We start from the raw sequence: 26886 nt of genomic DNA on the forward strand, positions 1-26886 counted from the left end.
AATTTTATAGTTAATGAGTATAGCGTAGACAAATCGTAGACAAGTGAAAAAAAGAATAAAAAAACTCCGAAGTTGTCTTCGGAGTCATAGTTAAGGGAGAGTTATATAGGGGTAATTATATACAATTAACAAACGGAACGTAGGTAATACCTTAAATCTTCTTCTTTGCGTAATGCCATTTTTAACTTTAAACGATAGGTGTGTGTGCGCACACTTTCTTGGTTTATACCTAATAGGTTTTTAATATCATCATTGGTCATATTCATTTTTAGGTAACAGCAATATTTTAAATCGGTAGGGGTAAGAGCGGGGTGTTTATTGGTTAGTTGTTGTAGGAAATCTTGGTGTATCTGTTCAAAATAAAATTTAAAATCGCCCCATAAGTTTTTATCACTAGATGTTGCTTTAATATAATTAACTATAGACATTAATTCTTTTCTAACGGGGTCATTTACATTAGGGTATAGTGCTTTTATTTTAGAACGTACTTTAGATAATATTTCTCTTTTCTTATCGAGTTCCATTACATACCTACTTAATTCTCCTGCGCTTTTTACTGGTATGAGCGACGGAAATCTGTCAGCTTCGCTTTTTGGGTATGTTTTCGATTTTAGTAAAAATATTGAGTTGATACGATTAAAGATATAATGTTCTTTATGTATCATTTCGAATGGATATACAAATACTATTGCCTTACTATCCCAGTTTAATATATTGGGTTGCGATTTTGGATCAAGACATAATATGGGTATTTCTAGTTTTTTTACATTATTATTTATGTCATTTAAGACTTCTTGGTTATTAGTGAAATTTATGATTACAAGATCAGGGTTTGAGTCTATTAGAATACTAAGTAAATCGACAAGCCTGCTCGCTGAGATAATTTGAATATCGCAGTATGGAAATTTCTGAATGCTACTAAGCAAAGTGATTAAATTAGCTGCATTATCAGAACCAATAACAACTGTTTTTTTAGTATTCATTATTTCTAGTTGGATGTAAGACTTAGAATGAACTTTGATGTAGTGACAAAGTATCATTTTATACCTGCAATTTATTAAATGTATGGCATGTGGATACACGTACATTTACCTGATTTTAGATTTTAACAGTTGTTTTATAACTGTTTTTTTTAGTCTTTAATCGATAGAAGCAATGTGTTACTTAGTAATAAAAAAGATTTAATTAGAAATAGAGTGAATTATATAAGTACTTAATAGTGAACTCTTAGTCTATAATATTTTCAAGACTTACAAAATCATTTTGAATAGCATATATAATTAAGCCTACCATGTTTTTGCATTCTGTTTTTCGTAATAAGTTATTACGATGCCCTTCTACAGTTCTAGCACTTAGGCATAACTCATTAGCAATTTCCTGTCCGCTATATTGTTTACATATTAGTTTTAGTACCTGTACTTCTCTTTTAGTAAGCTGTTCGTCATCAAACCTGCTTTTTACCACTTTTTTTCGAGGAGATATTAAGTATTCTTGTATAACCTTCATAACGTAATCGTTATAATAGTATCCTGAATTTTGCACCTCGTTTATTGTAGTGAGTAACTCTCGAGGAGTAGTGTTTTTCATAACATATGATACAGCTCCTACGTCTATCATATTAGCAATAAAAGATTTTGTGTTATAGCTCGTTAAGGCTATTATTTTAATATTGGGATGGCTATTTCTGATAATCTTAGTAGCTTCTACACCATTAATATTAGGCATTTTAAGATCCATTATTATAATGTCTGGAGAAGGGTTTTCTTCTAATTTACCAATAAGGTCTTGACCATCTGATGCTTCAAAAATAACATTCATATTTTTTTCGCGTTGCAGTATAAATGAAATTCCTTTACGAAATAAAACTTCATCATCTGCTAATGCTATTTTTACAACAGTATTCATAAGCTACTAAAATTAAAGGTAATTTGAGTTCCTTTATTTATAACAGAGTCAATAGTTATTGCTCCTCTTAAGAAAAATATTCTATGTTCAATATTTTTCATTCCCAGTCCTTTTTTGTTTTTTATACTTTTAATATCAAAACCTCTTCCATCATCATTATACTTACATTGTATAATGTTGTTATTTTCTTCAAATAGAATTGTAATTTTAGATGCTTTTCCATGTCTTACAGAGTTGTTTATCAATTCTTGTACAATTCTAAAGATATGCAATTGCTTGTCAGGTTCAATATCATCAAAACAAGCATTATTTTCAGAAATTATAGTAGTAATTTTATTACTGTTATACTCAAAATACAATTCTTCTAAACCAGCATTAAGTCCAAATTTTTCTAATACTGGAGGTAGCAAATCATGTGCTATTTTACGTGAGTTTTCTAAGGCTTTTGCTACTAGTTTAACAATGTTATCAGTTATTTCGGCTACTTCTATTTCACTTAAATTAGGAGTGGTAAGCAAGTGGCTGTTTAATGATACAATATTTAGTTTAGAGCTTATATCGTCATGCAAGTCTCTTGCTATGCGTTGTCGTTCTTCTTCTTGTACTAAAAGTGTTGCTTGTAAAAGCTCTTTTTGATACTCTAGTTCTAAATCCTTTTTTTCTAATTCTTTCTGAATAATTTTTTTCTTAGAAAAGTAAAAAAATAATAGGAGAACAATACCCATAAAGAGCATCAGGAAAATAACATAAATAATTATTGTTCCTGTTTCATTAGTTTGGGGTAAAACGTTCTTCTCCATTCCCATAAAATTAGTAATTGATAAACAATAAACAAAAAAGCATTTAGTTTCCAGATGTATATATTAATTTTATCGTTGAAAGACACTATAGATGTTGCCGAAGCAAATATAACAGCGCTACTAAGCATATATAAGAATATGCCCATTATAGTATAATAAAAAGGCAATTTTTTAGAAAGCATTTCATATAAATAAAATACAGCATAGAGTACTAAGACAGCAGCGGTAATTAAAAAACCTAAAGAATTAAATTGATAGTATTGCTCAGGATACAAACTATATTGAACAACTAGACCTATAATTATAGTAATAGAGGTAAATTTTACAAACTGACTTATTTTATTTTGTATAGTAGAAAAAGCATAGTAAAAAAATAGACTTAGTAATACAAACCGCGATAAAAGGTAATAATTAGATAAAAAATGATTGTTATATCCTTTATGTGCATAAAACTCCATAACTCCTTGTATTATAGCAATAGCTACAAGGTAGTATACAAAAATTTTATAGGCTTTGTTATTTTTAGCAAAGCCTATAAAATAGATTATAATGTTTATACATAGAATGCTATAGCCAATATAAGACAGAATCCTAAGTATATCCATGGATCAATAATCTTTTTAAATTAAGGAGTTTTTAGCGAGTTTAGTGGGCTGGCACTATCGCATGATGGAGGACAGGGTCTTGTAAAATCATATATATAACCAGCGTCTATAACTTTATTAGGAGTCATATCTACATATGTGTCTGTGGCTGCATCATACCTTGTACCTACTATCATAAGCTTTTCTTCATTCAAATCATCTACTCCTAAATATGCTCTTACTGCATCTACTCCTTCTTCAAGTACTTCTATAAGATCTTCTTTAGGGATTAAAAAGGCATGAACCTCATGATGAGAGTTATAAGTTCCTTCTTCTTTTCTCCATTTTTTAGCCCATGATTGTGCTGTATCTAAAGTGATAGTGTTTTTTTGATTTTCCATAAAAAATAATAATTAGTAATTGGTTTTAGACTTGGTTATTACTACAAACGTAGTGAATTATTCCTTATTTTTTAAGACTTTTTGTGCATTTGTAGCCTAATTAAAGCGCATAAATTTATATTATAATTCTAAAGAGAAATATATCAATGATTTATAATGTATTATTAATAACCAAGTAAATATACCTAAAATGAAAAAGGGTACTTATACGCTTACTTGATAATGGTATGTTCTTTAAGTTAGCAATAACTAAACAAAGTCCAACTAAAATTTACTATTATGTTACCATTATTAAAAACATTTCGACGCTTAGGAGAAGCAAACCATAACGGTATTGTTAACGGGCAAGTAGCACAATTAATACCATCTGCAATGGTTGATACTCCTGTAATGGATTATCAGGCATGGTTAAACGCTTCAGGAAAAAAGCTTGCAGATTTATCTAATGTCTCAAAAGATGAAAAAATAGCTATAATAGGCGCTGGTATGAGCGGTCTTATAATAGGTTTTGAATTATTGAGAGCTGGTTTTACAAATTTTAAAATTTATGAAGCAACAGATAGAGTAGGCGGACGGTTCTATTCTCATAAATTTCCTAATGACGATAATAATTATGCCGAATTAGGGGCAATGCGTTTTCCTCCTTCAGAGAACTGTTTGTTTTGGTATATAAAATACCTTCAAGAAAATCCTGATAAGTATCCTAATAAAATAGAATTAAGCCCTGATTTTCCAGATCCAGGTTTAGTACCCACATTAGTACTTTATAATGGCGTTCAGTATAACATTATGCCAGGGCAGGAACTCCCTGAGGTATTTAGAGATATTAATGAAAGTTGGAACGGCTTTATTACTACCGAAGAGCCTATTTATTTGCCTAATGGTGTACAGTTAGATCCGCCTAAGCTTATAATGGAATGGCTTAATATTGATAATGCTGATACTTATGACCCTGTGAGAGCACAAAATGCATGGCAAGGCTATGTAAATTATTTTAAAGACAAATCGTTTATAGAAGGTATAATAGATGTTTTTTGTCAGCCTTTCGCTCCTAAAACATATAATACACAAACAGAGCAGTGGGGAGATAGTTATCAATGGAAATACCCTCAGGATATTGAAAAATTCGGTACTATAGGTACAGGTATAGGTGGACAATATCCTTTATTTGATATAAGCTTTATTTGTTTATTACGCTTTACATTAAATAAGCTAGAAGAAAATCATGCACTTATAGTAACAGGAACAGACTCTGTAGCAGATGCTTTGGCTGATTTTGATTTTAATGGTAAAAAAGTTCGCGATTTTGTAGAGCTAAATACACCGATACAACATATAATACCTCAAGATGATGGGAAGAAGCTAACACTTAAAAGTAATAGTGGTAATGAAGTAGCAAGTGATATTAACCATTTAGTTATGGCTACCACGCACCGCTCTGCAGAAATATCAATGCATATAGACTCACTGTGGAGCTCAAAAGATAAAGCAATGGCAGAAACTCTTTTGCCTATGGCAAAAAGGCAAGCCGTTACTAACTTACACATAGCACAGTCTAGTAAATTCTTTTTAAAAATAAAACCTTGGTGGCAAGGAGAAGCCAATAAAGATAGAGTGAGATGTATTACTACTGATACTGCTATGGCAAACTTTTATACGCTAGATTACAATGAAAAAGATGAAGAAGCGATTTGTTTATTAAACTATGTGTGGGAAGATTTTTCTGAAAAAGCTGAAGCTCTTGGAGAGTTAGATGAACGTTATCAAAGATTCCTGGCAGACCTTAAAGCACTAGAGAATATAGATTATATACTAGAGGTAATGCCCGAAAATGTTACCGAAGAAAATGCTGTAATGATAGATTGGCAATTAAAAAAATACTATAACGGCGCATTTGCCTTAACTCAGGCAACACAAGAAGATTACCTGAGCAAGTTATATTATAATTTTATGAATGTAAGCACACAAAAAGTTGCCAAGATGTACTTTGCTGGAGATAGCTACTCTTGGGTAGGCGGCTGGGTAGAAGGAGCTTTACAAACAGGGCTTAACTCTTTTGCTGCTATAGTTGAGAGCATAAAAGGAGCCGAACTTACAAGTCCTAAAGAAAATCCATTTAATAATATGAACCCTAAAGCTATAGTTTATGACAACCCTAGCTCTATAGGGACAGTAATGTCATTTGGTCCATACGGAGGTTCATCAGTACATACTAACTATTTTCAAGAAACAATAAAACAGGGAGACACCTTTAAAGTGTACTGGGATTTGGCATGCGTAAGAGGGGTAGAGATAAATAATAAACTATATGGTAGTAAAGGAAGGGACTCAAAAACTGTTGATTTGTCAGAACCTATAAGTATATGCGAAGTATATGTAGGTCATGATAAAGATTATGACTCGCCTATAGTAAGAAGTTTTAAACTTAATGATACCCTTTTTGGAGTAGAACCTAAGGTAGATGATTTAAGATATAGCATACCGTTTAGTAACCCTGTTCAAATAACATCGGTAATGGGGCTTACAGGTAGCGTTGTTGATAGAATAGGTTTCTCTTTTGAAGTTATAGAAAACTCAGAACAACCAGAAAAAATGCAAAAAATGAGTAAATCACACTATATAAAAAGTAATGGAATAGCATTATTAATGTTACTATCCTTTATGCTACTTTCTTTAATATCCTGTAAGGGAGATAAAGATAAAATGTCTACTGAAATAGCCGAAAAGAATATGGCTGGGATTACACCAGTAGAATTTCCTGATAACTTAGGTATACCAAATTTTAGTTTTCCAGAAGATTCAACTAAAATATACACATGGTTAGATAATAAAGATGTAACAAGTATTACTAATCATGCTTGGGGTATATGGGCAGGGTTAACTACTAAAACCAATCAAATGTATGAGGGAGATTCTCTTTATGTATTTGAGACTTGGTTTGGAGTAAAAGAACTTGCAGAAATGACAGCATTTGGTAACAAGCAAGGAGGATGCAACCAAATTAAATATGAACGTACTTCTTTAAGTGTGCCAGAACAGTTTGTACATGCTCAGCTTTTTGCTAATGCAGCAGTTGTAGATACTACTTTTCAGATTTTTGAAACAGTATCATACAATCCTGGTGCAGCATGTTTTGCAACACAAAATCTTATATTCAATCAATCAGAGTTAAATAAATACCAACCATCAGAAGGAGATATAGGTAGAATACCTGATTTTCCTGCAAATGCCATTACAACCAAACCTACTTATTTTGCAGGAAAACCTGATGAAAATGGTTTAATAAGAGTACCCACTTGGCCTGGAACACCAGTACCAGCAAAGAAGTTTAAATATGATACATGGAATACTTATGTGTATGCTGATATTAATAATAGCCAACCTAAAAATAAAGTACTCGTTCCTGTAACAGGAAGTAACCCCACTAAAGAACAAATTAAAGCTGCCACCTGTAACGTAAACGACTTTATTAACTATAAGCTAGATAAAGTAGCAGCACTTTATTTAAATCAACATCAAGATCAAGAAAGTCATGATTTTAAAGTAGGAGATTTAATATTATTAGTAGGTATGCATGTTGCTACCAAAGAAATAAGCAACTGGACATGGCAAACTTATTTTTGGAGCTATAACCCTAATAATCCTTTTGCTCCGAGTTCTACTACTGAAGCAGCTTTAAGACCAACACAAATAAAAGGAGCAGCAGCCAATTATTCTGTTTCATCTGCATACGCTATGGTTTGGCCTAATCAACCCATTAATGGAGGAACAGATAAAGGAGCAGAACCTATAATTTCATTTAACCCATATCTAGAAGCTGGTTTTGGTCCTAATGTTTTTGGTTTAAAAAATAACTTTAAACCTGAGTTTGAATACGGAGTGCAAACTAACTGTATGTCTTGTCATGCTTTAGCAGTAGCTTCAGATAGAGGAGTATATTCTACAGATCAATATATTAGTATGAATAATGATACTATTTTTGCCAATGAAATACAACTAGATTTTGCATGGTCCATTCAAGGTAATATAAACAAGGATAAATAATATATTTTTAATAAAAAGAAAAAGCTTGCAAAAAACCAAGTAAATATACCTGATTAAAAAAAGGGTATATATACGCTACATTAATATACATAAGTTAAATAGCTTTGTAGTAGTTAAGTAATGATTTAAGTTATTAAAGTATTATCATAGGTAAGTAATACTTTAAAGTAGTGTATGTAATTGATTTTATAATAAAAATCATTTAGAGACTTGATATTTGAGAAATGCTATTTTAGCACCTTTTTACTATTTTTAAGGTACTATTCAAATTGACTAGTCAAACATGTCTGGTTTTGGGGAAGCAGACAAAAGGAGTGTAATTTTTTAAATTACACTCCTTATTTTTTATCATAAACTCAAAATGTAATTCAATTATTAATTATTTAATTGTTTTATAGCTTGTAAAAGTTAAATATTCTTAAAAAAACGGGTAAAAATACGTGGTTTTAATTTGTGAGAGTTATTTAACTTAGCAAAACCAATTATAACGTTATAGTCGATTGTCCATTCAACTAAAAAAATAACCACTAAAAAACTAATTAATTATGGAAGAATTTATAGGAACAATACAACCATTTGGGTTTAATTTTCCACCTCGAGGTTGGCTCTTTTGTGATGGTCAAATACTTGACATAGCACAAAACACAGCGCTATTTTCACTATTTGGTACCACATATGGTGGAGATGGAAGAACCACTTTTGGAGTGCCAGATTTAAGAGGTCGTTCTATAGTACAACCAGGTTCAGGCCCAGGATTAGACACTATCATGCGAGGAGAGGTAGGGGGATCTGAGTATGTACAAGTTACACCTTCACAAATGCCTTTTCATAACCATTATTTGCTTCAAGGTCAGGCTATTGTAGATACTACTACAACTATTAACACAGCTTCTAACTCAGCTTCTAATGAGCCTGATTCGGGTAATAACGTTTTTGGTTCAGAAGGCTCGTTCCTGAATATGTATAGCGAGCCGCCTATCTCTGATGATCATGTAGGAGGAGTAAAATCTGTAAGTAGTATTAGTGGAACAACCACAAGTATAGGTACAGGTAATACTATTGATATACGCAATCCTTTTTTAGGTGTATATATATGTGTAGCTACAGTGGGTATATACCCATCAAGAAGTTAATTTATAACCAATTATAATAGTAATAAAATATCATTAATAACTAAAAAACAACTAAAAAATGGAAGATTATTTAGCAACAATAAAAACATTTGGTTTTAATTTCCCCCCAAGAGGCTGGGCTTTTTGTAATGGTCAATTACTTTCAATAGCAGAAAATACAGCTTTATTTTCCTTATTAGGAACAACATTTGGTGGCGATGGAAGAACCACTTTTGGGCTACCAGACTTAAGAGGACGATCTATAGTACATCCAGGTACGGGCTCAGGCTTAAGTACTATAAAGTGGGGACAAAGAGGAGGACATGAGCAGGTATATATGACAATTAATAATTTACCCCCTCATCATCATGAACTAGCAGATGGTATGGCGCGCGTAATTACTAATACTGTAATTAATACTGCTTCAAACTCAGCTACTAACGAGCCCGATTCAGGAAATAATGCATTTGGTTCAGAAGGATCATTTCCAAGTATTTATAGTGAACCACCTATTTCTAGCGATTCTATAGGAGGAGTAACATCAGAAAGCCATATTAGTGGTGTAACTGCAAATGCAGGTGCTGGGATGCCATTATATACTAGAAATCCATTTTTAGGATTATATACCTGTATTGCTATGGTAGGAGTATTCCCTTCAAGGGGCTAATATATTAAAGAATTAAAACATAATAAGAGAGGGAGATTTTATTTTCCTCTCATTTTTTATATTAAAAAGTAGTAGTATGATGTCCAATATCAAAGTAGGTATTTTGTATTTACAGTCAAAGCAATATAACACAATGTCTCGCGATTTTATAAGAGGAATAAAGATGAATAATCTTCCTGCTACCTATGTTATGGAAAGTATAGGTATAGGTGCAAATGAGCGACAGATATTAGAAAAAATAGAAAAATTACACCATCAAGAAGAGGTTAACATTATAATAGGTTTTTTTGGACATCATAACATAAAAACAGTGTATGAGTATGTAGCAGAAAATGAAATAATTTTAATAGCATCTGATTTGGGGGCTACATTACCCTATAATATAGGTAAGCATAATGGAGTCTATATTAATTCTTATGGTTTAAATGAGTCTTCTTATTTATTAGGAGAATATTTTGCAAAAAAGAATATGAAAAATATTTTTAGCTCGTCTTCATACTACGATTCGGGTTATGGTATGCTAGCAGCTATAGAAAAAGCTCTGCAAAAAAATAATTTAAATTTTTCAGGACATTACATTACTCCATTTCAACCTCGAGAAGATGAAGCTGACTATATGAATCATGCCATGAGTGGTAAAAGCATAGATGCAGTTTTCGCATTTTATAGTGGTTTATATGCCGAAGAAAATGCGGATTTTATATCTAAAACAGATTTATTTAACGAATTAACATATTATTTGACACCGTTTTCTGTCAAAAAAAACGTGTATCATAACAAATTAAATCCTATTTTTGTCATAGGTTCATGGTTACAAGATAGCGACGATAGTCTAAAAAGCTCATTTTTAGAACAGTATAAAGAAGTATATGATCACCCCCCAACTATATTTTCTTTGTTAGGATACGAAAATGCACTTGTTTTAAAAACAATTTTTGAAAACGAAGATCCTAATAGCTCTTATAATTCCTTACTTGCCAATATGAAGAAGCTTACTGTTGAGGGGCCAAGGGGAACTATTTTTTTTGAAAAGGATACTCATAGAACAGTATTTAATCATTACATATATAAAATAGTTACTTATGATGAAAATAATTTTTCGTATCAAAAAGTGGAAACCCTCGAAAATGATGGGAGCCTTATTCAGGCTGTATTATTCCATGACCCTCCGTCTCAACCAGGAGGATGGCAAAATGCTTACTTATGTCACTAATTTAAAACAATTATCATGAAGAGAAAATTATTATTTTACACGCTTTTTCTGGTAGGACTACTTGTCCATCAGAGCACAAAAGCACAAACACTCGCTGCCGGCGATATAGCCTTTGTGGGGTATCATACAGATACTTCCGATGGCTTTACTTTTATAGCCTTAAAGGACTTACCGGCAGGAGAAACAATTTATTTTACAGAAGAAGGCTGGAACGGAACTGGTTGGGGTAATGATTTTGAACCTCATCTTAGCTGGGTAATACCTGCAGGCACAACTATAGGTACTATAGTATCTGTAGAGGAAATAGGTAGTGATGTTTTTACAGTTACAGGATCTACTAATGGAGTAACAGTATTAAACCCATCTGGCAGTGCTACTGGTTTTAGTCTTAGTGCTGGCGATCAAGTATTGGCATATCAAAGCTCAACAGGAGCTAGACCTGCTTCGCCAACATTTATTTCAGGTATACATGGTGATTATAATAATTTAAATTATAATAGTACCACTACCTGGACTCAGAGTATGACTCCAGGTGATGGTTCAGAGAGTGTACTTCCTCCTGGACTTACAAATGGAGTAAATTGTATAGCTCTTTTTCCAGCTCCCGGGCCAGAATTAGACAACAATAAATATACAGGAACATTAACAGGAACTGCAGCTGTTGTAAGAGCAGCGATAAATAATCCTGTTAACTGGACTGGTAGTGATAGTACTGGTGGTATTGATATTACAGCAACAACATATGCAACACCAAATATTACAAGTACCTCTTCGTGTACTATGACAGCTTCTATTACAGCACAAACCAATATTGCTTGTAACGGATCAGCTACAGGATCATTAACTGTTACACCTTCGAGTGGTACAGCACCATATACATATTTATGGGATGATGGAACTGCTCAAACTACAGCTACAGCTTCAGGACTTGTTGCTGGAACGTATGAAGTAACAGTAACTGATGATAATGGGTGTGTAGAAACTGCTAGTGCAACTATAACAGAGCCAGACCCATTATTGGCAATTGGTACTACAGAATATGTGTATGAGGAATATTTTGAAGCCGGACATAACTATTGCCCTGGAGATGCTATCTATGATAATTGGGTTGCATTTAGAAGCAATATTGATACAAACTTAAATTATACTAGTATAACTCTTTCGGGATCTGAATTACCAGGAGGTATTACTTGTACAGACCCTGCAGCTGCAAATCAAATAGTACAGGCTTTTGCTGCAGGTACTGCGGTAAGTGTGACAGTAAATGGTGATACTTGGAATATAGGTATCGGTTGTCAGACATCGTGTACAATTCCAGCTGATGCAGTAGCGATAAATGTTAATGCAGGAAGTTGTGGTTGTGGAGGAGGACCTACTATAAGACCTTGTATAGGTAATGCTAACTGGGGTAGTTTTGCAAACTCAACTTGTGGAGCTGGTTCACAAACTATGAAAGTTGAAATAGTTGGTCAAGCTGTTACAATAAATCCAGTTAGTTGTAACGGAGGTAACGACGGAGAAATTATTTTAGATGTTGTAGGAGGTGCAGCCCCTTATAGTTATGCTTGGTCTCCAGGAAACCCTACAGGTCAAGGAACTAATACTATATCAGAGCTTACAGTAGGAACTTATAGTGTAACAGTAACAGATGCAAACGGTTGTACTAACACTGTTTCTGCTACAGTTCAAGAGCCTACAGTACTTGTAGCCTCAGGTGTTGCAAATAATAATGTAAGTTGTAATGGTGAATCTGACGGATCAGCTACAGCAAGTGCAACAGGCGGAACCGCACCATATACTTACTTATGGAGTAATGCAGCAACAACAGCCTCAATTACAGGTGTTGTAGCAGGAACTTATGGTGTAACAATAACCGATGCTAATGGATGTACAGATACCGCAAGTGTAACGATTACAGAGCCAGCTGCTTTAGTAGCTTCAGGCGTAGTAGATGCTAACATCTCATGTAATGGCGAATCTGACGGAGCAGCTACAGTAAGCGCTACAGGAGGAACGGCTCCTTATATTTACGAATGGACTGGTATTGACCCTGTTGCTGGTACAACTATTGTATCACAAGGTTTTGAAGGTTCTGGTACTTGGAACTATGGTCTTAACCCTACTGTTTATAATACAGGAGGTAGCCCAGTTGTTTCTGGTTCAGAAGAGGTTTGGGGTATTATAGAATCATTTACTGGTAATATTGATGCCGCATCAGATGGAACAAGTTTTATCGGTATGCAGAATCTTGAAAATACTAATGGAGGTGGAGCTTTTGCTCATACTATTACATTTAACCCTATTAATATTTCTTCTTATGATGATTTAATACTTTCATTTGATTATTATACTACAGGATTTGATTCTGGAGATGTTTTAGAATATGTAGTAGCTTTTGATTATGGTTCTGATTGGACAACAGGTGTAGTAACATTAAATTCAGATACACAGGCTTGGGAAACAGAAACAATAGTAATACCTGCTTCTGCAAACGTTGTAAGATTTAGACTTCAAGGAACACAAAATACAGCAGGAGGTTTTGCTGGTTTTGATAACATAATACTTTCTGAAAAAGAACCACAGAGTAACTCGTATACAGATCTTTCAGCAGGAACTTATGGTGTAACAATAACCGATGCTAACGGGTGTACAGATACCGCAAGTGTAACGATTACAGAGCCTACAGTACTTGTAGCTTCAGGCGTAGTAGATACAAACATTTCATGTAATGCAGGAAATGACGGATCAGCTACAGCAAGTGCAACAGGTGGAACCGCACCATATACGTACTTATGGAGTAACGCAGCAACAACTGCTTCAATAGTAGGTGTTACAGCAGGAACTTATGATGTAACAATAACTGATGCTAATGGATGTACAGATACCGCTAGTGTAACGATTACAGAGCCTACAGCTTTAGTAGCTTCAGGAGTAGTAGATGCAAACATTTCATGTAATGCAGGAAATGACGGCGCTGCTACAGCAAGTGCAACAGGCGGAACAGCACCATATACTTACTTATGGAGTAACGCAGCAACAACTGCTTCAATAGTAGGTGTTACAGCAGGAACTTATGATGTAACAATAACCGATGCTAATGGATGTGCAGATACAGCTAGTGTAACTATTACAGAACCTACAGCTTTAGTAGCTTCAGGAGTAGTAGATGCAAACATTTCATGTAATGCAGGAAATGATGGTGCAGCTACAGCAAGTGCAACAGGCGGAACAGCACCATATACTTACTTATGGAGTAACGCAGCAACAATCGCTTCAATAGTAGGTGTTACAGCAGGAACTTATGATGTAACAATAACAGATGCTAATGGATGTACAGATACCGCAAGTGTAACTATTACAGAGCCTACAGTACTTGTAGCTTCAGGCGTAGTAGATACAAACATTTCATGTAATGCAGGAAATGACGGATCAGCTACAGCAAGTGCAACAGGCGGAACCGCACCATATACATACTTATGGAGTAATGCAGCAACAACAGCCTCAATAGTAGGTGTTACAGCAGGTACTTATGATGTAACAATAACCGATGCTAATGGATGTACAGACACTGCTAGTGTAACAGTTACAGAGCCTACAGTACTTGTAGCTTCAGGCGTAGTAGATACAAACATTTCATGTAATGCAGGAAATGATGGCGCTGCTACAGCAAGTGCAACAGGCGGAACCGCACCATATACATACTTATGGAGTAACGCAGCAACCACTGCTTCAATAGTAGGTGTTACAGCAGGAACTTATGATGTAACAATAACCGATGCTAATGGATGTACAGATACCGCAAGTGTAACGATTACAGAGCCTACAGTACTTGTAGCTTCAGGCGTAGTAGATACAAACATTTCATGTAATGCAGGAAATGACGGATCAGCTACAGCAAGTGCAACAGGCGGAACAGCACCATATACGTACTTATGGAGTAATGCAGCAACAACCGCTTCAATAGTAGGTGTTACAGCAGGAACTTATGATGTAACAATAACCGATGCTAACGGGTGTACAGATACCGCTAGTGTAACTATTACAGAACCAGACGCTTTAGTAGCTACAGGTGTTGTAGATAGTAATGTAACTTGTTTTGACGGTAACGAAGGATCTGCTACAGTAACAGTAACTGGAGGAACAGGTGTTTATACTTACCTTTGGAATAATTCAGCAACAACAGCCTCAATAACAGGTCTTATTGCAGGAACTTATGATGTAACGGTAACTGATGAGAATGGTTGTACAGCAACAGCTTCTGTAACTATTACAGAACCAGCATTGGTAGAAGCACCAATTGCTGATGCTCAAGTATTCTGTAACTTTGCTACAGTAGCAAACCTTGTTGCTACAGGTACTGATGTACAATGGTATGCTGATGAAACAGGTGGTACTCCACTTGAAGACACAGTATCACTTTCAACAGGTACATACTATGCTACACAAACTATAGGTGGATGTGAAAGCCCATCGAGAGTAGTTGTGGCTGTTACTGTAAATATGACTCCGGCGCCATCAGCATCAGCACAAACATTTTGTAATGTTGCTACCGTAGCCGATCTTACTGCTTCGGGTACTGATAACCAATGGTATGCTAATGCTACTGGAGGTATAGCTTTATCAGATGATACTGCTCTTGCTACAGGTACTTATTATGTATCACAAACATTAAATGAATGTGAAAGTACAAGAACAGCTGTAGAGATTACTGTAAATGTAACTCCTGCACCAACTGCTGATGCACAAGTATTCTGTAATTTTGCTACAGTAGCTAACCTTGTTGCTACAGGTACTGATATTAAATGGTATGATAGTGAAACAGGTGGTGTACAGTTAGTAGCTACTACTAACCTTGCTACAGGTACTTATTATGTATCGCAAACATTAAATGATTGCGAAAGCCCGAGAGCAGCAGTAGTTATTACTGTAAATGTAACTCCTGCACCAGCAACTATCAATCAAGTATTCTGTAACGAAGCTACAGTGTCGCAACTTGAAGCTACAGGTGATGGTACTATATTATGGTATACAGAAGCTGTAGGAGGTACTGCACTTGAAGGAGATGTTGCTCTTTCAACAGGTACTTACTATGCATCTCAGATAATGAATGATTGTGAAAGTGCTGCAAGAGTAGCAATTAACGTAACAGTTAATGTAACAGAAGCTCCAATAGCTGATGCACAAATATTTTGTGATGGTACTACTGTAGCTAACCTTGTTGCTACAGGAACTGCTATACAATGGTATGCAGATGCTACTGGAGGTACAGCATTAACAAGTGATACTGTACTTACTACAGGTACTTATTATGCTTCGCAAACTCTTAATGCTTGTGAAAGCCCAAGAACAGCAGTAGTTGTTACTGTAAATGTAACAGAAGCTCCAATAGCAGATGCACAAGTATTTTGTAATAGTGCTACTATAGCTGATCTTGTTGCTACAGGTACTGATGTACAGTGGTATGCAGATGAAACAGGTGGAGCACCACTTACAGGTGATGTTGCTCTTGTAGACGGAACAACTTACTATGTATCACAAACTATTGATGGATGTGAGAGTATTACTAGAACTGCTGTTACTGTAACTATAAATGTTACTGCGGCACCAACAGGTGATGCTTTACAAATAATTGGACCAGACGGTACTCTTGCTGATCTTGTGGTTGACGGAACTGATATCGTATGGTATGCAAGTGCCGAAGATGCAGCAGCACATGTTGATCCTCTAGATCCTGCTACAGTATTAGAAGATGAAGTAATATACTATGCTACTCAAACAATAGATGGTTGTGAGAGTGAAGTATCTCTTGCTGTAACAGTAAGTATTTCGCTAAGAGTAGATACCTTTATTAAAGATAAGTTATCATATTACCCTGTCCCAGTTATTGATGTATTAAACATTGAAAATACTAACAGGATAAATAATGTAACACTTATCAACTTATTAGGACAAGTAGTACTTACTCAAGATGTAAATGCTACAAGCGCAAGAATAGACATGCGTGCTCTACAAGGTGCTACTTACATTATGCAAGTAACTACCGATTCTGGTATTATGACTGTAAAAGTGATAAAGAATGCCAACTAACCAATAATATTAACCTTGGTTAAATTAAAAGCCCCTGCATAGCAGGGGCTTTTTTTATATATCTCATCCTGAAATAAGTTTACATAAAATCGACTTATCATGAAAGACAAAAAATACAATGGAGCTAAACGCTCACAAAAGGATTACAACATGACTATAAATTAGCTCTAATTTCTCGTATTGAAAAGGGAGCACTGACTTATAAGCAAGCCCAATCGACCTATGCCACTCATGGAAGAAGCACAGTTTTGGTCTGGCTTAGGAAATTTGGTAACTTAGAATGGATTAAACTAAATCTATTATTTATGTCAAAACCTATAGAAGCCCTTCACCAATCATCAAAAGATTATATTTAAGTTTAATGATGAAAGTTCCTAATTTTATATATGAAAAAACCAGTTAAGAGAAACTGACTAGTTAAATATAATACAATATAAAAGCCTCGCAATGCGAGGCTTTTATATTGTATTATTCATTTTATTTAGAAGCATTCTTTTACCTAATATATTTATGTTTTTTTTTAGTTAAAGCTAAAATCTACTAATCCTGTAAACATTGTTTGCCATTTGTTTTTCTTTTTCCAAACACTATTGCGAATTGATTTTACTGGAGTAAAAGATTCTCTTTTTTCAAGTTTTTGAGATTTTTCTTTTTCAAAAGTAATATCACTAATCATAGTGTCAGGAAAATTAATAAGTGTATATAATGTATATTCAACTTCTTTAAATACTCTTCCAGATAATAAAGCATAGTCAATACTAGTTTCTCCGTTATAAGAAGGTATGTCTAGGATATTTATCATATCCCACATTCTCTTGTTTTGGAATGTCTCAAATAAAGAATTTAAATAATTTTTCATTGATTTTTTTGCTGCAAGATCAAAGTGAGACCCAATAATCATATATTGTTCATTAATCATTTCAGAAAAAATCAAATCGTTAAACGTATAAATAGTCTTATTCATAAAGTTTTTAACTACCTCTACTTTAAGTGTTTTCTGGTTATTTATACTGCTTAGCGGATCAGATTGTATAATAGATACTACTGATGATTTACGTGTATCGTGATTATATATTGCATATACATTATAATTAACATTATAACTGAAACCGTCTGAAGATTTATAACTTTTATTGAAAGAGCTATAGGTTAATAATAGACCATTATCAAAACGATGTATTACATTTAATTTTTCATCAAGACTTTCGTTAACTATGTTACCATTTAAGTCAAGAAGTGTGTAAAAAATGTTTTCATCTTCTTTAGCTAATACATAGTTATCGCCAAAGTGTGAAATATTATTAAAAAGAGTTTCTTTAGTTTTTCCGAGCTTGTCAACTAATAATAATTTATTATTATATGACGTTTGTGTTGTAAAATTCATCTACTACTTGTATTAATAATTAATATTAAGTAATAGCACTGCCAGTTAAGGCATTTATTAGTAAATAATTGTAGTATTTCGGGAATAAGAGGGGGGGGGAAGCGGTTTTTGTTTGTTTACTGTTTTCATTTCATGTCTCATGTTTTTTTGTTAGATATGTTTATAAATATAGTTAATATTTTTTCTTTATAATATGTTTTTTTTATTTTTTAACACTTATAAACAATAATAGGTGTTTTAGTGTGGTATGCCATTTTTCTTGTTATGCTAGTATGAAATAAACTTTCAAAAAAACTTCTTTTATGTTTTAACATTGCTACCATATCAATATGCTGATTATCTATAAAATTGAGTATTGTTTGCTCTACATCGTTTCCTGTAATACTAAAGAAATCAATTTTCTCATCTTTATAAAGCATTTTCCACTCGTTCAATTTTTGCTCTATATCAGCCGGATCATCATTGTTCTGAACGTGAAGGCAATATACGTTTGCCTTAATTTTATTTGCTAGTTTTAATAATTGTCTAAGAGCTTTATTGTCTTCATCTTTATATTGTGTTGTAAACACTATATTTTTTATTTGATGATGAAATTCTGCAGCAACTGGAACTCCTAAAACTGTTGCTTTAGCATTTGCTATAACTGTTGCTGTGTTAGAGCCTAAAAAGATTTCTCTTACTCCACTAGCACCTGTTGTACCCATTATTATTAAATCAACATTTTTATCATTACAAACCTTATTAATATTATATATAAGATCGCCATTTAAAAGTATACTGTTTAACTTTTTTACTTCTGGGTTTCTTTTATCTGCAATTTTCTGCAGTTTTTTTATTTCGTCTTTAAATTTATTTTCCTGATTCTGGGCTACAACATCAAAAACTTCTTTTGTTGCCTCAGGTAACACAGGGGTTTCAATTATAGGCAGATCATATACATGTAGTACAATTATATCTGCATTAAAAATAGTTGCAAATTTAAGAGCATAGTTAAATGCAGCATTTGCAGTTTCAGAGAAATCGGTAGGGAAAAGTATATTTTTCATGTCAAAAGCTTATTTATTGATTAAAACTACAAAATAAGAGTTAACAATAATTAAATTTTTTATCATTTTACATAAATTAACCTAACCATAAACTACATCACGCTATAGTTATCTGTTTCTATACAATTCTAAAATAGATATAATTTTCAGTTCTAAAGAACATTAAATACTATACCTTATATTTGCAAAAAAAATGTCAATGATCATACAGGATACCATAGTAGCTTTAGCAACACCTTCGGGCTCAGGAGCAATTGCAATATTGCGTCTTTCAGGGCTCGATGCTATAACTATAGCAGCAGAAGTATTCCGTTCATCCTCAAACAAAGATATTAGGTTAGTTAAATCGCACACTATACATTTAGGAAATATCGTTGAAAACCATAAAATATTCGATCAGGTACTATTATCGGTATTCAAGGGACCTAATTCTTATACAGGAGAAAACGTTATAGAAATTTCTTGTCACGGCTCAGTATATATACAACAACAAATAATTCAGTTGTTATTGCGTAAGGGTTGTAGAATGGCAAAACCAGGAGAATTTACTTTGAGAGCTTTTTTAAATGGTAAGCTAGATCTATCTCAGGCAGAGGCAGTAGCAGATCTTATTGCTAGTGATAATGAAGCTTCTCATCAGGTAGCTATGCAGCAAATGCGTGGTGGTTTTTCTAACGAGATAGCAAAACTGCGTGAGGAGTTACTCAATTTTGCATCATTAATAGAGCTTGAACTTGATTTTGCAGAGGAAGATGTTGAATTTGCTGATCGTACTCAGTTTAAAGAGTTATTGGATAGAATAGTATTTGTTTTAAAAAGACTTATAGATTCTTTTTCTGTTGGAAATGTTATTAAAAACGGAATTCCTGTAGCTATTGTAGGTGAACCTAATGTAGGTAAATCAACTTTATTAAATGTTTTACTAAACGAGGAACGCGCTATAGTATCGGATATTGCAGGTACTACTCGCGATACCATTGAAGATGAACTTGTAATAAATGGTATTGGGTTTAGGTTTATTGATACTGCTGGTATTCGAGAAACTAAGGATATTGTAGAAAGTATAGGGATTAAAAAAACTTTTGAAAAAATAACTCAAGCACAAGTTGTTATATATCTTGTAGATAGTTATCAATTAATAAATGATTCTGAGCAACTATCACGCTTAAAAATTGAGATAGCAAAAATAAAAGAACAGTTTCCGTTAAAGCCTCTAATTGTTTTAGCAAATAAGGCAGACAAACTTGATGATGCTCAAAAAGAGTCTGTTTTAAAGGAAATAGAAAATACACATTTACTATCGGCTAAAGAGAATAGCGGAGTAGAGGAATTAAAAGAGCAATTGTTATCTTTTGTAAATACAGGAGCTTTGCGCAATAACGAAACTATTATTACTAATACTAGACATTATGATTCGTTATTAAAAGCGCTAGAAGAAGTACAAAAAGTACAATTTGGCATACAATCGGGTGTTTCTGCCGATTTAATGGCTATAGATATTAGACAAGCTTTATATTATTTTGGAGAGATTACAGGTCAAGTAACTAATGATGAATTATTAGGTAATATTTTCGCTAACTTCTGTATAGGAAAGTAATGTAATAAGACTCAAAAAACCTCTATATAAGCAATGTTTGATGCGGTTTAACAATAAGGTAAAGTATGTTATATTGTTGTATTGTAGTTTTATAATGATTTTTTGATGTTTTAATTGTTATATATCAATTTTACAGATCATAAAACGATATTTATTTCATTAAAGTAGTTAAAATATTTAATTTTAAATTTTATTAAAAATCGACTAAAACATGATTTTTTGTTGAAAAAAAAATGTACTTTTACAGCTTCAAATATTTAATAAAAAAGGGTTAAAAAATTGATATAAAGATATATGTAATTTAAGGTTCAAGAATTGTTAATTACTATTTCGGCTAAACGGGGGGCCATTAGTTATTTAATAAATTTAAAATCATTTTAATAATGAACTATTTTTTCGATTATATCGAGCACTTTTGGATATCCTTAAGCTCTTTTCCTTTTGTAATTCAAATAGCGATATTTTTCATATTTTTTAGCTGTACGGCTACCCTGACTTTCATGATTACTGTATTTGTGGTTAGAAGGGATAAAGAAAGACGTGAAAAAATTGTTCGTGAGTTGCGACCTCGTATATTTTCCTTTTTAAGAAATATACTTATTTCTAAAGACTCATATAGTAATGAAGATGTATTAAACATGTTTGTTGAGAACTTTGGTGCTATAACCAAAAAAACTTACATATCTTTAATACCAACACTAGAAGATGTTGTTAAACAAGAAAAACACCAATTAGAATCTCATAATTATGATAGTGTAATACGTGGTTTGAATATAGATGAATATTTAGAAAAAAGGCTAGACTTCTCTAATACAAGGGTTCGTTTAAGAGCTTTTCAATCACTTTCTAGACTGGATCTTACTATTTCAGATTCTAAAATACTTCCGCATACTTATTCTAAAAACTCATCGCTAAGAAAAGAGTCTAGATCTTCTTATGTAGGTGTTAGTAACAATGATCCTTTTAAATTCTTCGATCAAGATAATGATCTTAATCAATGGGATCAAATAAGTCTTTTACAACAGTTTGTATTACATCATCAGGATAACCTTCCTAACTTTAGTAAATGGATAAAATATTCTAAAGATGAAGAGCAAATAAAATTTTTCATAAAACTTGTTGCTCATTTTAAGCAATCTACATCAGTAAACTCACTTACTGAGTATCTAGATCACGAAGATCATTCTGTAAGAAAAGAGGCTATACTTGCTATAGGTAAAATGCGTGTTAAAGAAATGGAAAACAGGCTTATAAAAATGTATTTTACTCAACCTATGTCATGTCAAAATGCTATAGTAGAAGCAGTTTTATATATAAATTCAGGAAAATCTATCGGTTTTCTTAAAAATGCATACCAAATGGCAAGTAGTCATGAGATGAAAAAACTAATTGCCGAAATTATATACTTATATGGTAAGCCAGGTAAGGCTTATTTTGAAGAGTTATATAAAAAAGAGACAGGTTTTAATCTTTTAATATTAAAACATGTGCAAAATCCTCTTATCCCATCAACTTTACGTACTTATTATGAGTCGGAACAAATAGGAAATGATTTTTCAGAAGGAGATTTAAAAAATAAGCAACATAAAGAGAAAAATATTTCTCCAATAGTTCCGCTCGATTAAAACAAAATACTTTTTAATAAAGACCTCCTACATCCTTTAAAATATTTCTAATCCATGGGATTAACCTATAATTTCTTTGAATACTTTATTTTTTTCTACGCCTCATCCATGTTTATTGTTTACTTGGTTTTGGGGGTACTTTCATTTATAAATATTACCCGTTATCGTACTTACAATTCAAGAATAGATGATCAGTTTCTTATTGATTCTCCTTTAACACCTGGTATATCAGTAGTTGCACCCGCCTATAACGAAGAAAAAACGATTATTGTAAATGTAAAATCATTATTAACTCTAAATTACCCGCTTTATGAGGTGATAATTGTAAATGATGGTAGTAAAGATAAAACATTAGAGTTACTAATAGATGAGTTTGAGCTAGAAGAGACACCTTATGCTTATGTAGAGCGTATAAAAACAAAACCTTTTAAAAGAATATTTAAATCTGTTAACCCAAAGTATAGTATGCTTACGGTAGTAGATAAAATGAACGGTGGTACAAAAGCCGATGCTTCTAATGCTGGAATAAATGCATCACAATATGACTATTTTTTATGTACAGATGTAGACTGTCTCTTAGAGCGTAACACGCTTTTGCGAATGATAAAACCTGTACTTAACTCTAAAGATAGGGTGATTGCTGTAGGGGCTACATTACGTATGTCTAATAGTTGTGAGATAAAAGATGGAATTATAGAAAGAGTAAAACCACCTAATAAGCTAATTCCTAGGTTCCAAGAATTAGAATATTTACGAGCTTATCTCTTTGGTAAAATGGGTTGGAGTCTTGTTAATGCTGTACCTAATGTTTCTGGAGGTTTAGGGCTTTTCGATAAAGAAGTAGCGGTAAATGCGGGTGGATATGATGGTGAATCACATGCTGAAGATATGGATATGGTGTCTAAAATGGCAGCATACATGATTAATAATCACCAAAAATATAGAATAGAATATATACCAGTATCATGCTGCTGGACAGAAGGACCACCTAATATTAAGATATTATCACGTCAACGAATAAGATGGGCGACAGGAATGGCTCAGATATTTTTCGTACATCGTAAAATACTTTTAAATCCAAGATATAAAAAAATGGGAATGATAACATTTCCGTTTCAATTGATATATGAGTTTCTTGCACCAGTTATAGAGTTTATAGGGATAATTTACTTTATTTTCTTAATTTTAAAAGGAGATGTAAACTGGTCAATGGCAGGCTATATCTTTTTATACTCCTACTCACTTGCCATAATGTTTGGTACTCTGGTAATATTGTTAGATAACTTTGTAAAACGACAATATAAAACCTCTCGTGAAACCTTTAAATTATGGCTCATGGTATTTCTTGAGCCGTTTATATATCACCCATTACTTATATATTTTTCGCTTAAAGGATATTTTAACTTCTATACATCGAAAAAAATGGAATGGGGTACAATGACTAGACAAGGGTATGAAAATACAGGTACATCGAAAAAAATTAACACAGAAGACAGTACAAATGCATAAAAAATCACCCCAACTGATATTAAAATTTACTATTGCCTTTGTGCTTTTTATAAGTACACTAGGTACTGCCTTTGCACAGGGGAATGATTTTCCTGAAACATCTGACGAGTATTTTGCAAAAGCTAAACTAGAAGGTAAAAAGAACAATAATTTTGAAAGAGCTACTGCATATTGTGAGAAAGCATTAGAACTTGCTCCCTTAGATATGGATATTAAGGAGTATTTAGGGAAATGTTATATGGAGATAGGAGAGCTAGAAAAAGCCCGTATAACATTGCTAGAAGTACTCGAAAAGAGCCCTCGACGTACAGATGCAAGACATTACTTATTGAATATAGAGACCCAAACCGAACGTTATTCTAGTGCGGTATGTTATGCTAATGAGTTGCTAGAAATAACACCTTATAGTAAAACGTTATGGATGCGTAAAGTTAACCTGTATAACCTTATGGATAACAGGGTAGAGGCAAATAGAGAAACCAAAAGATTATATCAGATATTTCCTGAAGATGAAGAAGTAAGGATAATGTACAACAATGTACTTAAAGAAGATGCTCTTAAAAATAATAAAGAAGGAGACCTTACTAGTGCTGTACAACAATATAAAGAAGCATTAAAAGTAACTAAAAATGACCCTGATTTATACTTAAATCTTATTAATTTATACTTGAAATTAGGTAATACCACAGAGGCACTTAATACTGCAGATATGGGGTTATACTATTTGCCTGATAATACAGATATACTCAATAAAAAAATAGGCATATTACAAGATCAAAACCGTTATCAAGAGGCGATAGGGTTAGTACAAAAGCAACTACAAAAAAGGCAATCTACCCGCTATAATGATTTATTAATATACCTTACTCTAGAAGCTGCACGATATAATAGAAACTCAGATCCTTATGTGCTGTATGGTCAGCTTTATGAGAGAGATAGAGGTAATAATGAAGCACATGATTATTTGCTAAATACAGCTTTAAGTAAAGGGTATTATCATGATGCACAATTAATATTGACGCAAGATTTAAAGTCAAATCCAAATTCTAAAGAATTATTATCCAAACAGTTGTTTGTATATGAAAATTTAGGTGATAAAAGTGGTGAAAGACGTACACTAGAAAAACTGTACAGTTTATACCCAGGAGATTATGATATTACATTAAAGTATAATGAAATGGCTTATGAAGATGCCAAGGTAGCATTTGCCGATCATGATTATAATAACGCGTTACCTGTGTTTATAAGACTTTCTAATAATCCTGATTATGGAAAATCGGCAAAAAGCTATATGTACTCTATTTATGTAGCTAAAAAGTCATATACCTTAGCTATGGATCTTATAGAGTCTATGATAAGAAATAACCCAGGAGAGCATCAATATGTTTTGAAAAAAATAGATCTTTTAACAGCAATGGAAGATTATGCTAATGCATATGATCTTATATTAGAATATAAGTCAAGGTATCCTGATGTATTGCAATATTCTTACATGTTTAAAGATTTTTCTATAGCATATATTAAATACCTTAATGAAAAGGAGGCTTATGATACTGTAGGGCTTGTTGCAGATGCACTTGTAGATGAAGACCCAAATAATATGCTAGCTTACAACTACGCTATTGGCGCGCGTATATCTATGGGGAAATATGCAGAAGCAATGGAAATGATTAAAACTGCACGAAGAAATTTTCCTGAAGATAAAGGGTTTCGTTTAAAAGAGGCTGGTGTTTATTCGCAAATGGGCGATCATGACAAAGCAGTAGCAGCATTACGCTCATTAGTAGAAGACTATCCGTATAACCCTGATATTAAAGGAGCACTCATAGAAGAAATGTTTTTACAAGCAAAAGTTTTTGAACTTGATAATGAACCTTTTCAAGCAAAAGCAGTTTATCATGAGATATTATTAATAAAGCCAAATGATGTGCAAGCGGCATTAAAGCTAGCTAATATATACATAGACAGACAAGAATATGTAGAAGGAATGTTAATAGTAGATAATTGCTTAGACTTTAACCCTAATAATACTGATTTGCTTTATAAAAAAGGTGTTATTTATGAACATATGAGCGATTATAAGCGTGCACTTTATTTTCAGAGTAAGTATGTACCGCCACCACATAAATATGAAGAACATTTGGATCATTTAGAGTATCTGGAATCTAAATTGCTTAAAAATCAAGTAAACATAAGTTACCTAAAAGCCACATCCGATTCTATATTGGTTACCACATCAGTAGCATCACTTGAGTACCTTCGTTTTGAAGGTAGAAACACTTATGTTGCTCGAGTAAATTATGCAGCAAGACCTACGGGTGTAGGTGTACAGGGTGAAGCTGACTGGTATCATACTTTTAAAGATAAATCTTCATTTATTGCTAATGCAGGTATTGCTAATAGGTTTTTTCCGGCAATGAAGCTTAGTTTTTCATATTATGAACCGTTTAAAAAGAACTGGCAAGGAGAGGTTGGTGCTCGATATAACCGACTACTTGATGACAGAAATTTTTATACAGGAATATTTGGTATAGCCCGTACTTTTGATAAAGTATGGCTTAATGCAAGAGTGTTATTTATGAGCGATACTGATGATTTTTATAATAGTGTATTTGCTCAAGGTAGATTTTACATGAATAATGATAGAGATTATGCTGTTGCAATGGCATCTATAGGTACGGCACCAGAAGATCAAAAACTTGATTTTCAGGTTAATACTCTTACGTCTTATGTAAATACAATGGTGGGAGCAGGTTATTTTCACCATTTTAGCCATCGTACTACCTTTGGGGTGATGGGTAACTGGTACAACTATCGTGTTACATCTACATCCTATATTAATCAATATAATTTGTACTTAACAATACGAACAAAATTTTAATCCTCAGAAAAAGGATATGATAAAAAAGTTA

Annotated in this window: 16 protein-coding genes and 1 pseudogene; 10 read left to right on the plus strand and 7 right to left on the minus strand. The window is 33.1% G+C overall.

The features are described from left to right. Positions 1 to 125: 125 nt before the first annotated feature. The 5 genes from DVK85_RS09140 to DVK85_RS09160 form a co-directional block, all read right to left on the minus strand. Positions 126 to 983 (minus strand): helix-turn-helix transcriptional regulator, encoded by an 858-nt coding sequence (locus tag DVK85_RS09140; RefSeq protein WP_114678145.1) that lies wholly within the window; start codon positions 981 to 983, stop codon positions 126 to 128. Positions 984 to 1227: 244 nt separating this feature from the next. Further along, the gene (locus tag DVK85_RS09145) at positions 1228 to 1905 is read right to left on the minus strand and encodes a response regulator transcription factor (protein WP_114678146.1); all 678 of its coding nucleotides are present in this window, start codon (positions 1903 to 1905) and stop codon (positions 1228 to 1230) included. Next, positions 1902 to 2705 (minus strand): sensor histidine kinase, encoded by an 804-nt coding sequence (locus tag DVK85_RS09150; protein WP_114678147.1) that lies wholly within the window; start codon positions 2703 to 2705, stop codon positions 1902 to 1904. The genes DVK85_RS09145 and DVK85_RS09150 overlap by 4 nt, the downstream gene beginning before the upstream one ends. Further along, positions 2660 to 3310: a hypothetical protein gene (locus DVK85_RS09155; RefSeq protein WP_114678148.1), complete on the minus strand. Its 651-nt coding sequence runs from the start codon at positions 3308 to 3310 to the stop codon at positions 2660 to 2662. The genes DVK85_RS09150 and DVK85_RS09155 overlap by 46 nt, the downstream gene beginning before the upstream one ends. A 20-nt stretch (positions 3311 to 3330) precedes the next feature. Beyond that, positions 3331 to 3690, minus strand: coding sequence for a hypothetical protein (locus DVK85_RS09160; protein WP_114678149.1), 360 nt, complete (start codon positions 3688 to 3690; stop codon positions 3331 to 3333). Positions 3691 to 3969: 279 nt separating this feature from the next. On the opposite strand from DVK85_RS09160, the gene DVK85_RS09165 reads away from it, so the two are divergent. The 6 genes and pseudogenes from DVK85_RS09165 to DVK85_RS13670 form a co-directional block, all read left to right on the plus strand. Then, positions 3970 to 7734, plus strand: coding sequence for a flavin monoamine oxidase family protein (locus DVK85_RS09165; RefSeq protein WP_114678150.1), 3765 nt, complete (start codon positions 3970 to 3972; stop codon positions 7732 to 7734). 545 nt (positions 7735 to 8279) lie between these two features. After that, positions 8280 to 8867 (plus strand): phage tail protein, encoded by a 588-nt coding sequence (locus tag DVK85_RS09170; protein ID WP_114678151.1) that lies wholly within the window; start codon positions 8280 to 8282, stop codon positions 8865 to 8867. A 58-nt stretch (positions 8868 to 8925) separates the two neighbouring features. Further along, on the plus strand, positions 8926 to 9513 hold the full coding sequence (locus tag DVK85_RS09175; RefSeq protein ID WP_114678152.1) for a phage tail protein: 588 nt from the start codon (positions 8926 to 8928) through the stop codon (positions 9511 to 9513). Between the two features lie 76 nt (positions 9514 to 9589). After that, a complete protein-coding gene (locus tag DVK85_RS09180; RefSeq protein WP_114678153.1) occupies positions 9590 to 10726 on the plus strand; it encodes an ABC transporter substrate-binding protein in 1137 nt (378 codons plus the stop codon). Positions 10727 to 10741: 15 nt separating this feature from the next. Continuing rightward, positions 10742 to 16813: an Ig-like domain-containing protein gene (locus DVK85_RS09185; protein WP_114678154.1), complete on the plus strand. Its 6072-nt coding sequence runs from the start codon at positions 10742 to 10744 to the stop codon at positions 16811 to 16813. A gap of 99 nt (positions 16814 to 16912) precedes the next feature. Next, positions 16913 to 17097 (plus strand): annotated as a pseudogene (locus DVK85_RS13670) (IS3 family transposase); the annotation flags it as partial. 236 nt (positions 17098 to 17333) lie between these two features. On the opposite strand, the gene DVK85_RS09190 reads toward DVK85_RS13670, so the two are convergent. Both DVK85_RS09190 and DVK85_RS09195 read right to left on the minus strand, forming a co-directional pair. Further along, entirely contained in the window at positions 17334 to 18197 is an 864-nt protein-coding gene (locus DVK85_RS09190; RefSeq protein WP_114678155.1) for a hypothetical protein, read from the minus strand. 209 nt (positions 18198 to 18406) lie between these two features. Then, entirely contained in the window at positions 18407 to 19243 is an 837-nt protein-coding gene (locus DVK85_RS09195) for a universal stress protein (RefSeq protein WP_114678156.1), read from the minus strand. A 199-nt stretch (positions 19244 to 19442) separates the two neighbouring features. Here DVK85_RS09195 and mnmE point away from each other — a divergent pair, with 199 nt between their 5' ends. From mnmE to DVK85_RS09215, 4 genes are all read left to right on the plus strand, one after another. Next, positions 19443 to 20840 (plus strand): tRNA uridine-5-carboxymethylaminomethyl(34) synthesis GTPase MnmE, encoded by a 1398-nt coding sequence (gene mnmE, locus DVK85_RS09200; protein WP_114678157.1) that lies wholly within the window; start codon positions 19443 to 19445, stop codon positions 20838 to 20840. Between the two features lie 500 nt (positions 20841 to 21340). Beyond that, the gene (locus DVK85_RS09205; RefSeq protein ID WP_114678158.1) at positions 21341 to 22465 is read left to right on the plus strand and encodes a HEAT repeat domain-containing protein; all 1125 of its coding nucleotides are present in this window, start codon (positions 21341 to 21343) and stop codon (positions 22463 to 22465) included. A 108-nt stretch (positions 22466 to 22573) separates the two neighbouring features. After that, positions 22574 to 23974 carry a glycosyltransferase family 2 protein gene (locus DVK85_RS09210; protein WP_317048208.1) on the plus strand — a complete coding sequence of 467 codons (1401 nt, stop codon included), beginning with the start codon at positions 22574 to 22576 and terminating at the stop codon, positions 23972 to 23974. Continuing rightward, complete coding sequence (locus DVK85_RS09215; protein WP_162845298.1) at positions 23967 to 26855, plus strand: tetratricopeptide repeat protein; 2889 nt, start codon at positions 23967 to 23969, stop codon at positions 26853 to 26855. The genes DVK85_RS09210 and DVK85_RS09215 overlap by 8 nt, the downstream gene beginning before the upstream one ends. Positions 26856 to 26886 lie beyond the last annotated feature (31 nt).

The sequence above is a fragment of the Flavobacterium arcticum genome, from assembly GCF_003344925.1.
Lineage (GTDB): Bacteria > Bacteroidota > Bacteroidia > Flavobacteriales > Flavobacteriaceae > Flavobacterium > Flavobacterium arcticum.

Bases quoted from the DNA above. Each gene is read 5' to 3' on its own strand.
- DVK85_RS09140 (WP_114678145.1), bottom strand. From the start codon at position 983: ATGAATACTAAAAAAACAGTTGTTATTGGTTCTGATAATGCAGCTAAT.
- DVK85_RS09145 (WP_114678146.1), bottom strand. From the start codon at position 1,905: ATGAATACTGTTGTAAAAATAGCATTAGCAGATGATGAAGTTTTATTT.
- DVK85_RS09150 (WP_114678147.1), bottom strand. From the start codon at position 2,705: ATGGAGAAGAACGTTTTACCCCAAACTAATGAAACAGGAACAATAATT.
- DVK85_RS09155 (WP_114678148.1), bottom strand. From the start codon at position 3,310: ATGGATATACTTAGGATTCTGTCTTATATTGGCTATAGCATTCTATGT.
- DVK85_RS09160 (WP_114678149.1), bottom strand. From the start codon at position 3,690: ATGGAAAATCAAAAAAACACTATCACTTTAGATACAGCACAATCATGG.
- DVK85_RS09165 (WP_114678150.1), top strand. From the start codon at position 3,970: ATGTTACCATTATTAAAAACATTTCGACGCTTAGGAGAAGCAAACCAT.
- DVK85_RS09170 (WP_114678151.1), top strand. From the start codon at position 8,280: ATGGAAGAATTTATAGGAACAATACAACCATTTGGGTTTAATTTTCCA.
- DVK85_RS09175 (WP_114678152.1), top strand. From the start codon at position 8,926: ATGGAAGATTATTTAGCAACAATAAAAACATTTGGTTTTAATTTCCCC.
- DVK85_RS09180 (WP_114678153.1), top strand. From the start codon at position 9,590: ATGATGTCCAATATCAAAGTAGGTATTTTGTATTTACAGTCAAAGCAA.
- DVK85_RS09185 (WP_114678154.1), top strand. From the start codon at position 10,742: ATGAAGAGAAAATTATTATTTTACACGCTTTTTCTGGTAGGACTACTT.
- DVK85_RS09190 (WP_114678155.1), bottom strand. From the start codon at position 18,197: ATGAATTTTACAACACAAACGTCATATAATAATAAATTATTATTAGTT.
- DVK85_RS09195 (WP_114678156.1), bottom strand. From the start codon at position 19,243: ATGAAAAATATACTTTTCCCTACCGATTTCTCTGAAACTGCAAATGCT.
- mnmE (WP_114678157.1), top strand. From the start codon at position 19,443: ATGATCATACAGGATACCATAGTAGCTTTAGCAACACCTTCGGGCTCA.
- DVK85_RS09205 (WP_114678158.1), top strand. From the start codon at position 21,341: ATGATTACTGTATTTGTGGTTAGAAGGGATAAAGAAAGACGTGAAAAA.
- DVK85_RS09210 (WP_317048208.1), top strand. From the start codon at position 22,574: ATGTTTATTGTTTACTTGGTTTTGGGGGTACTTTCATTTATAAATATT.
- DVK85_RS09215 (WP_162845298.1), top strand. From the start codon at position 23,967: ATGCATAAAAAATCACCCCAACTGATATTAAAATTTACTATTGCCTTT.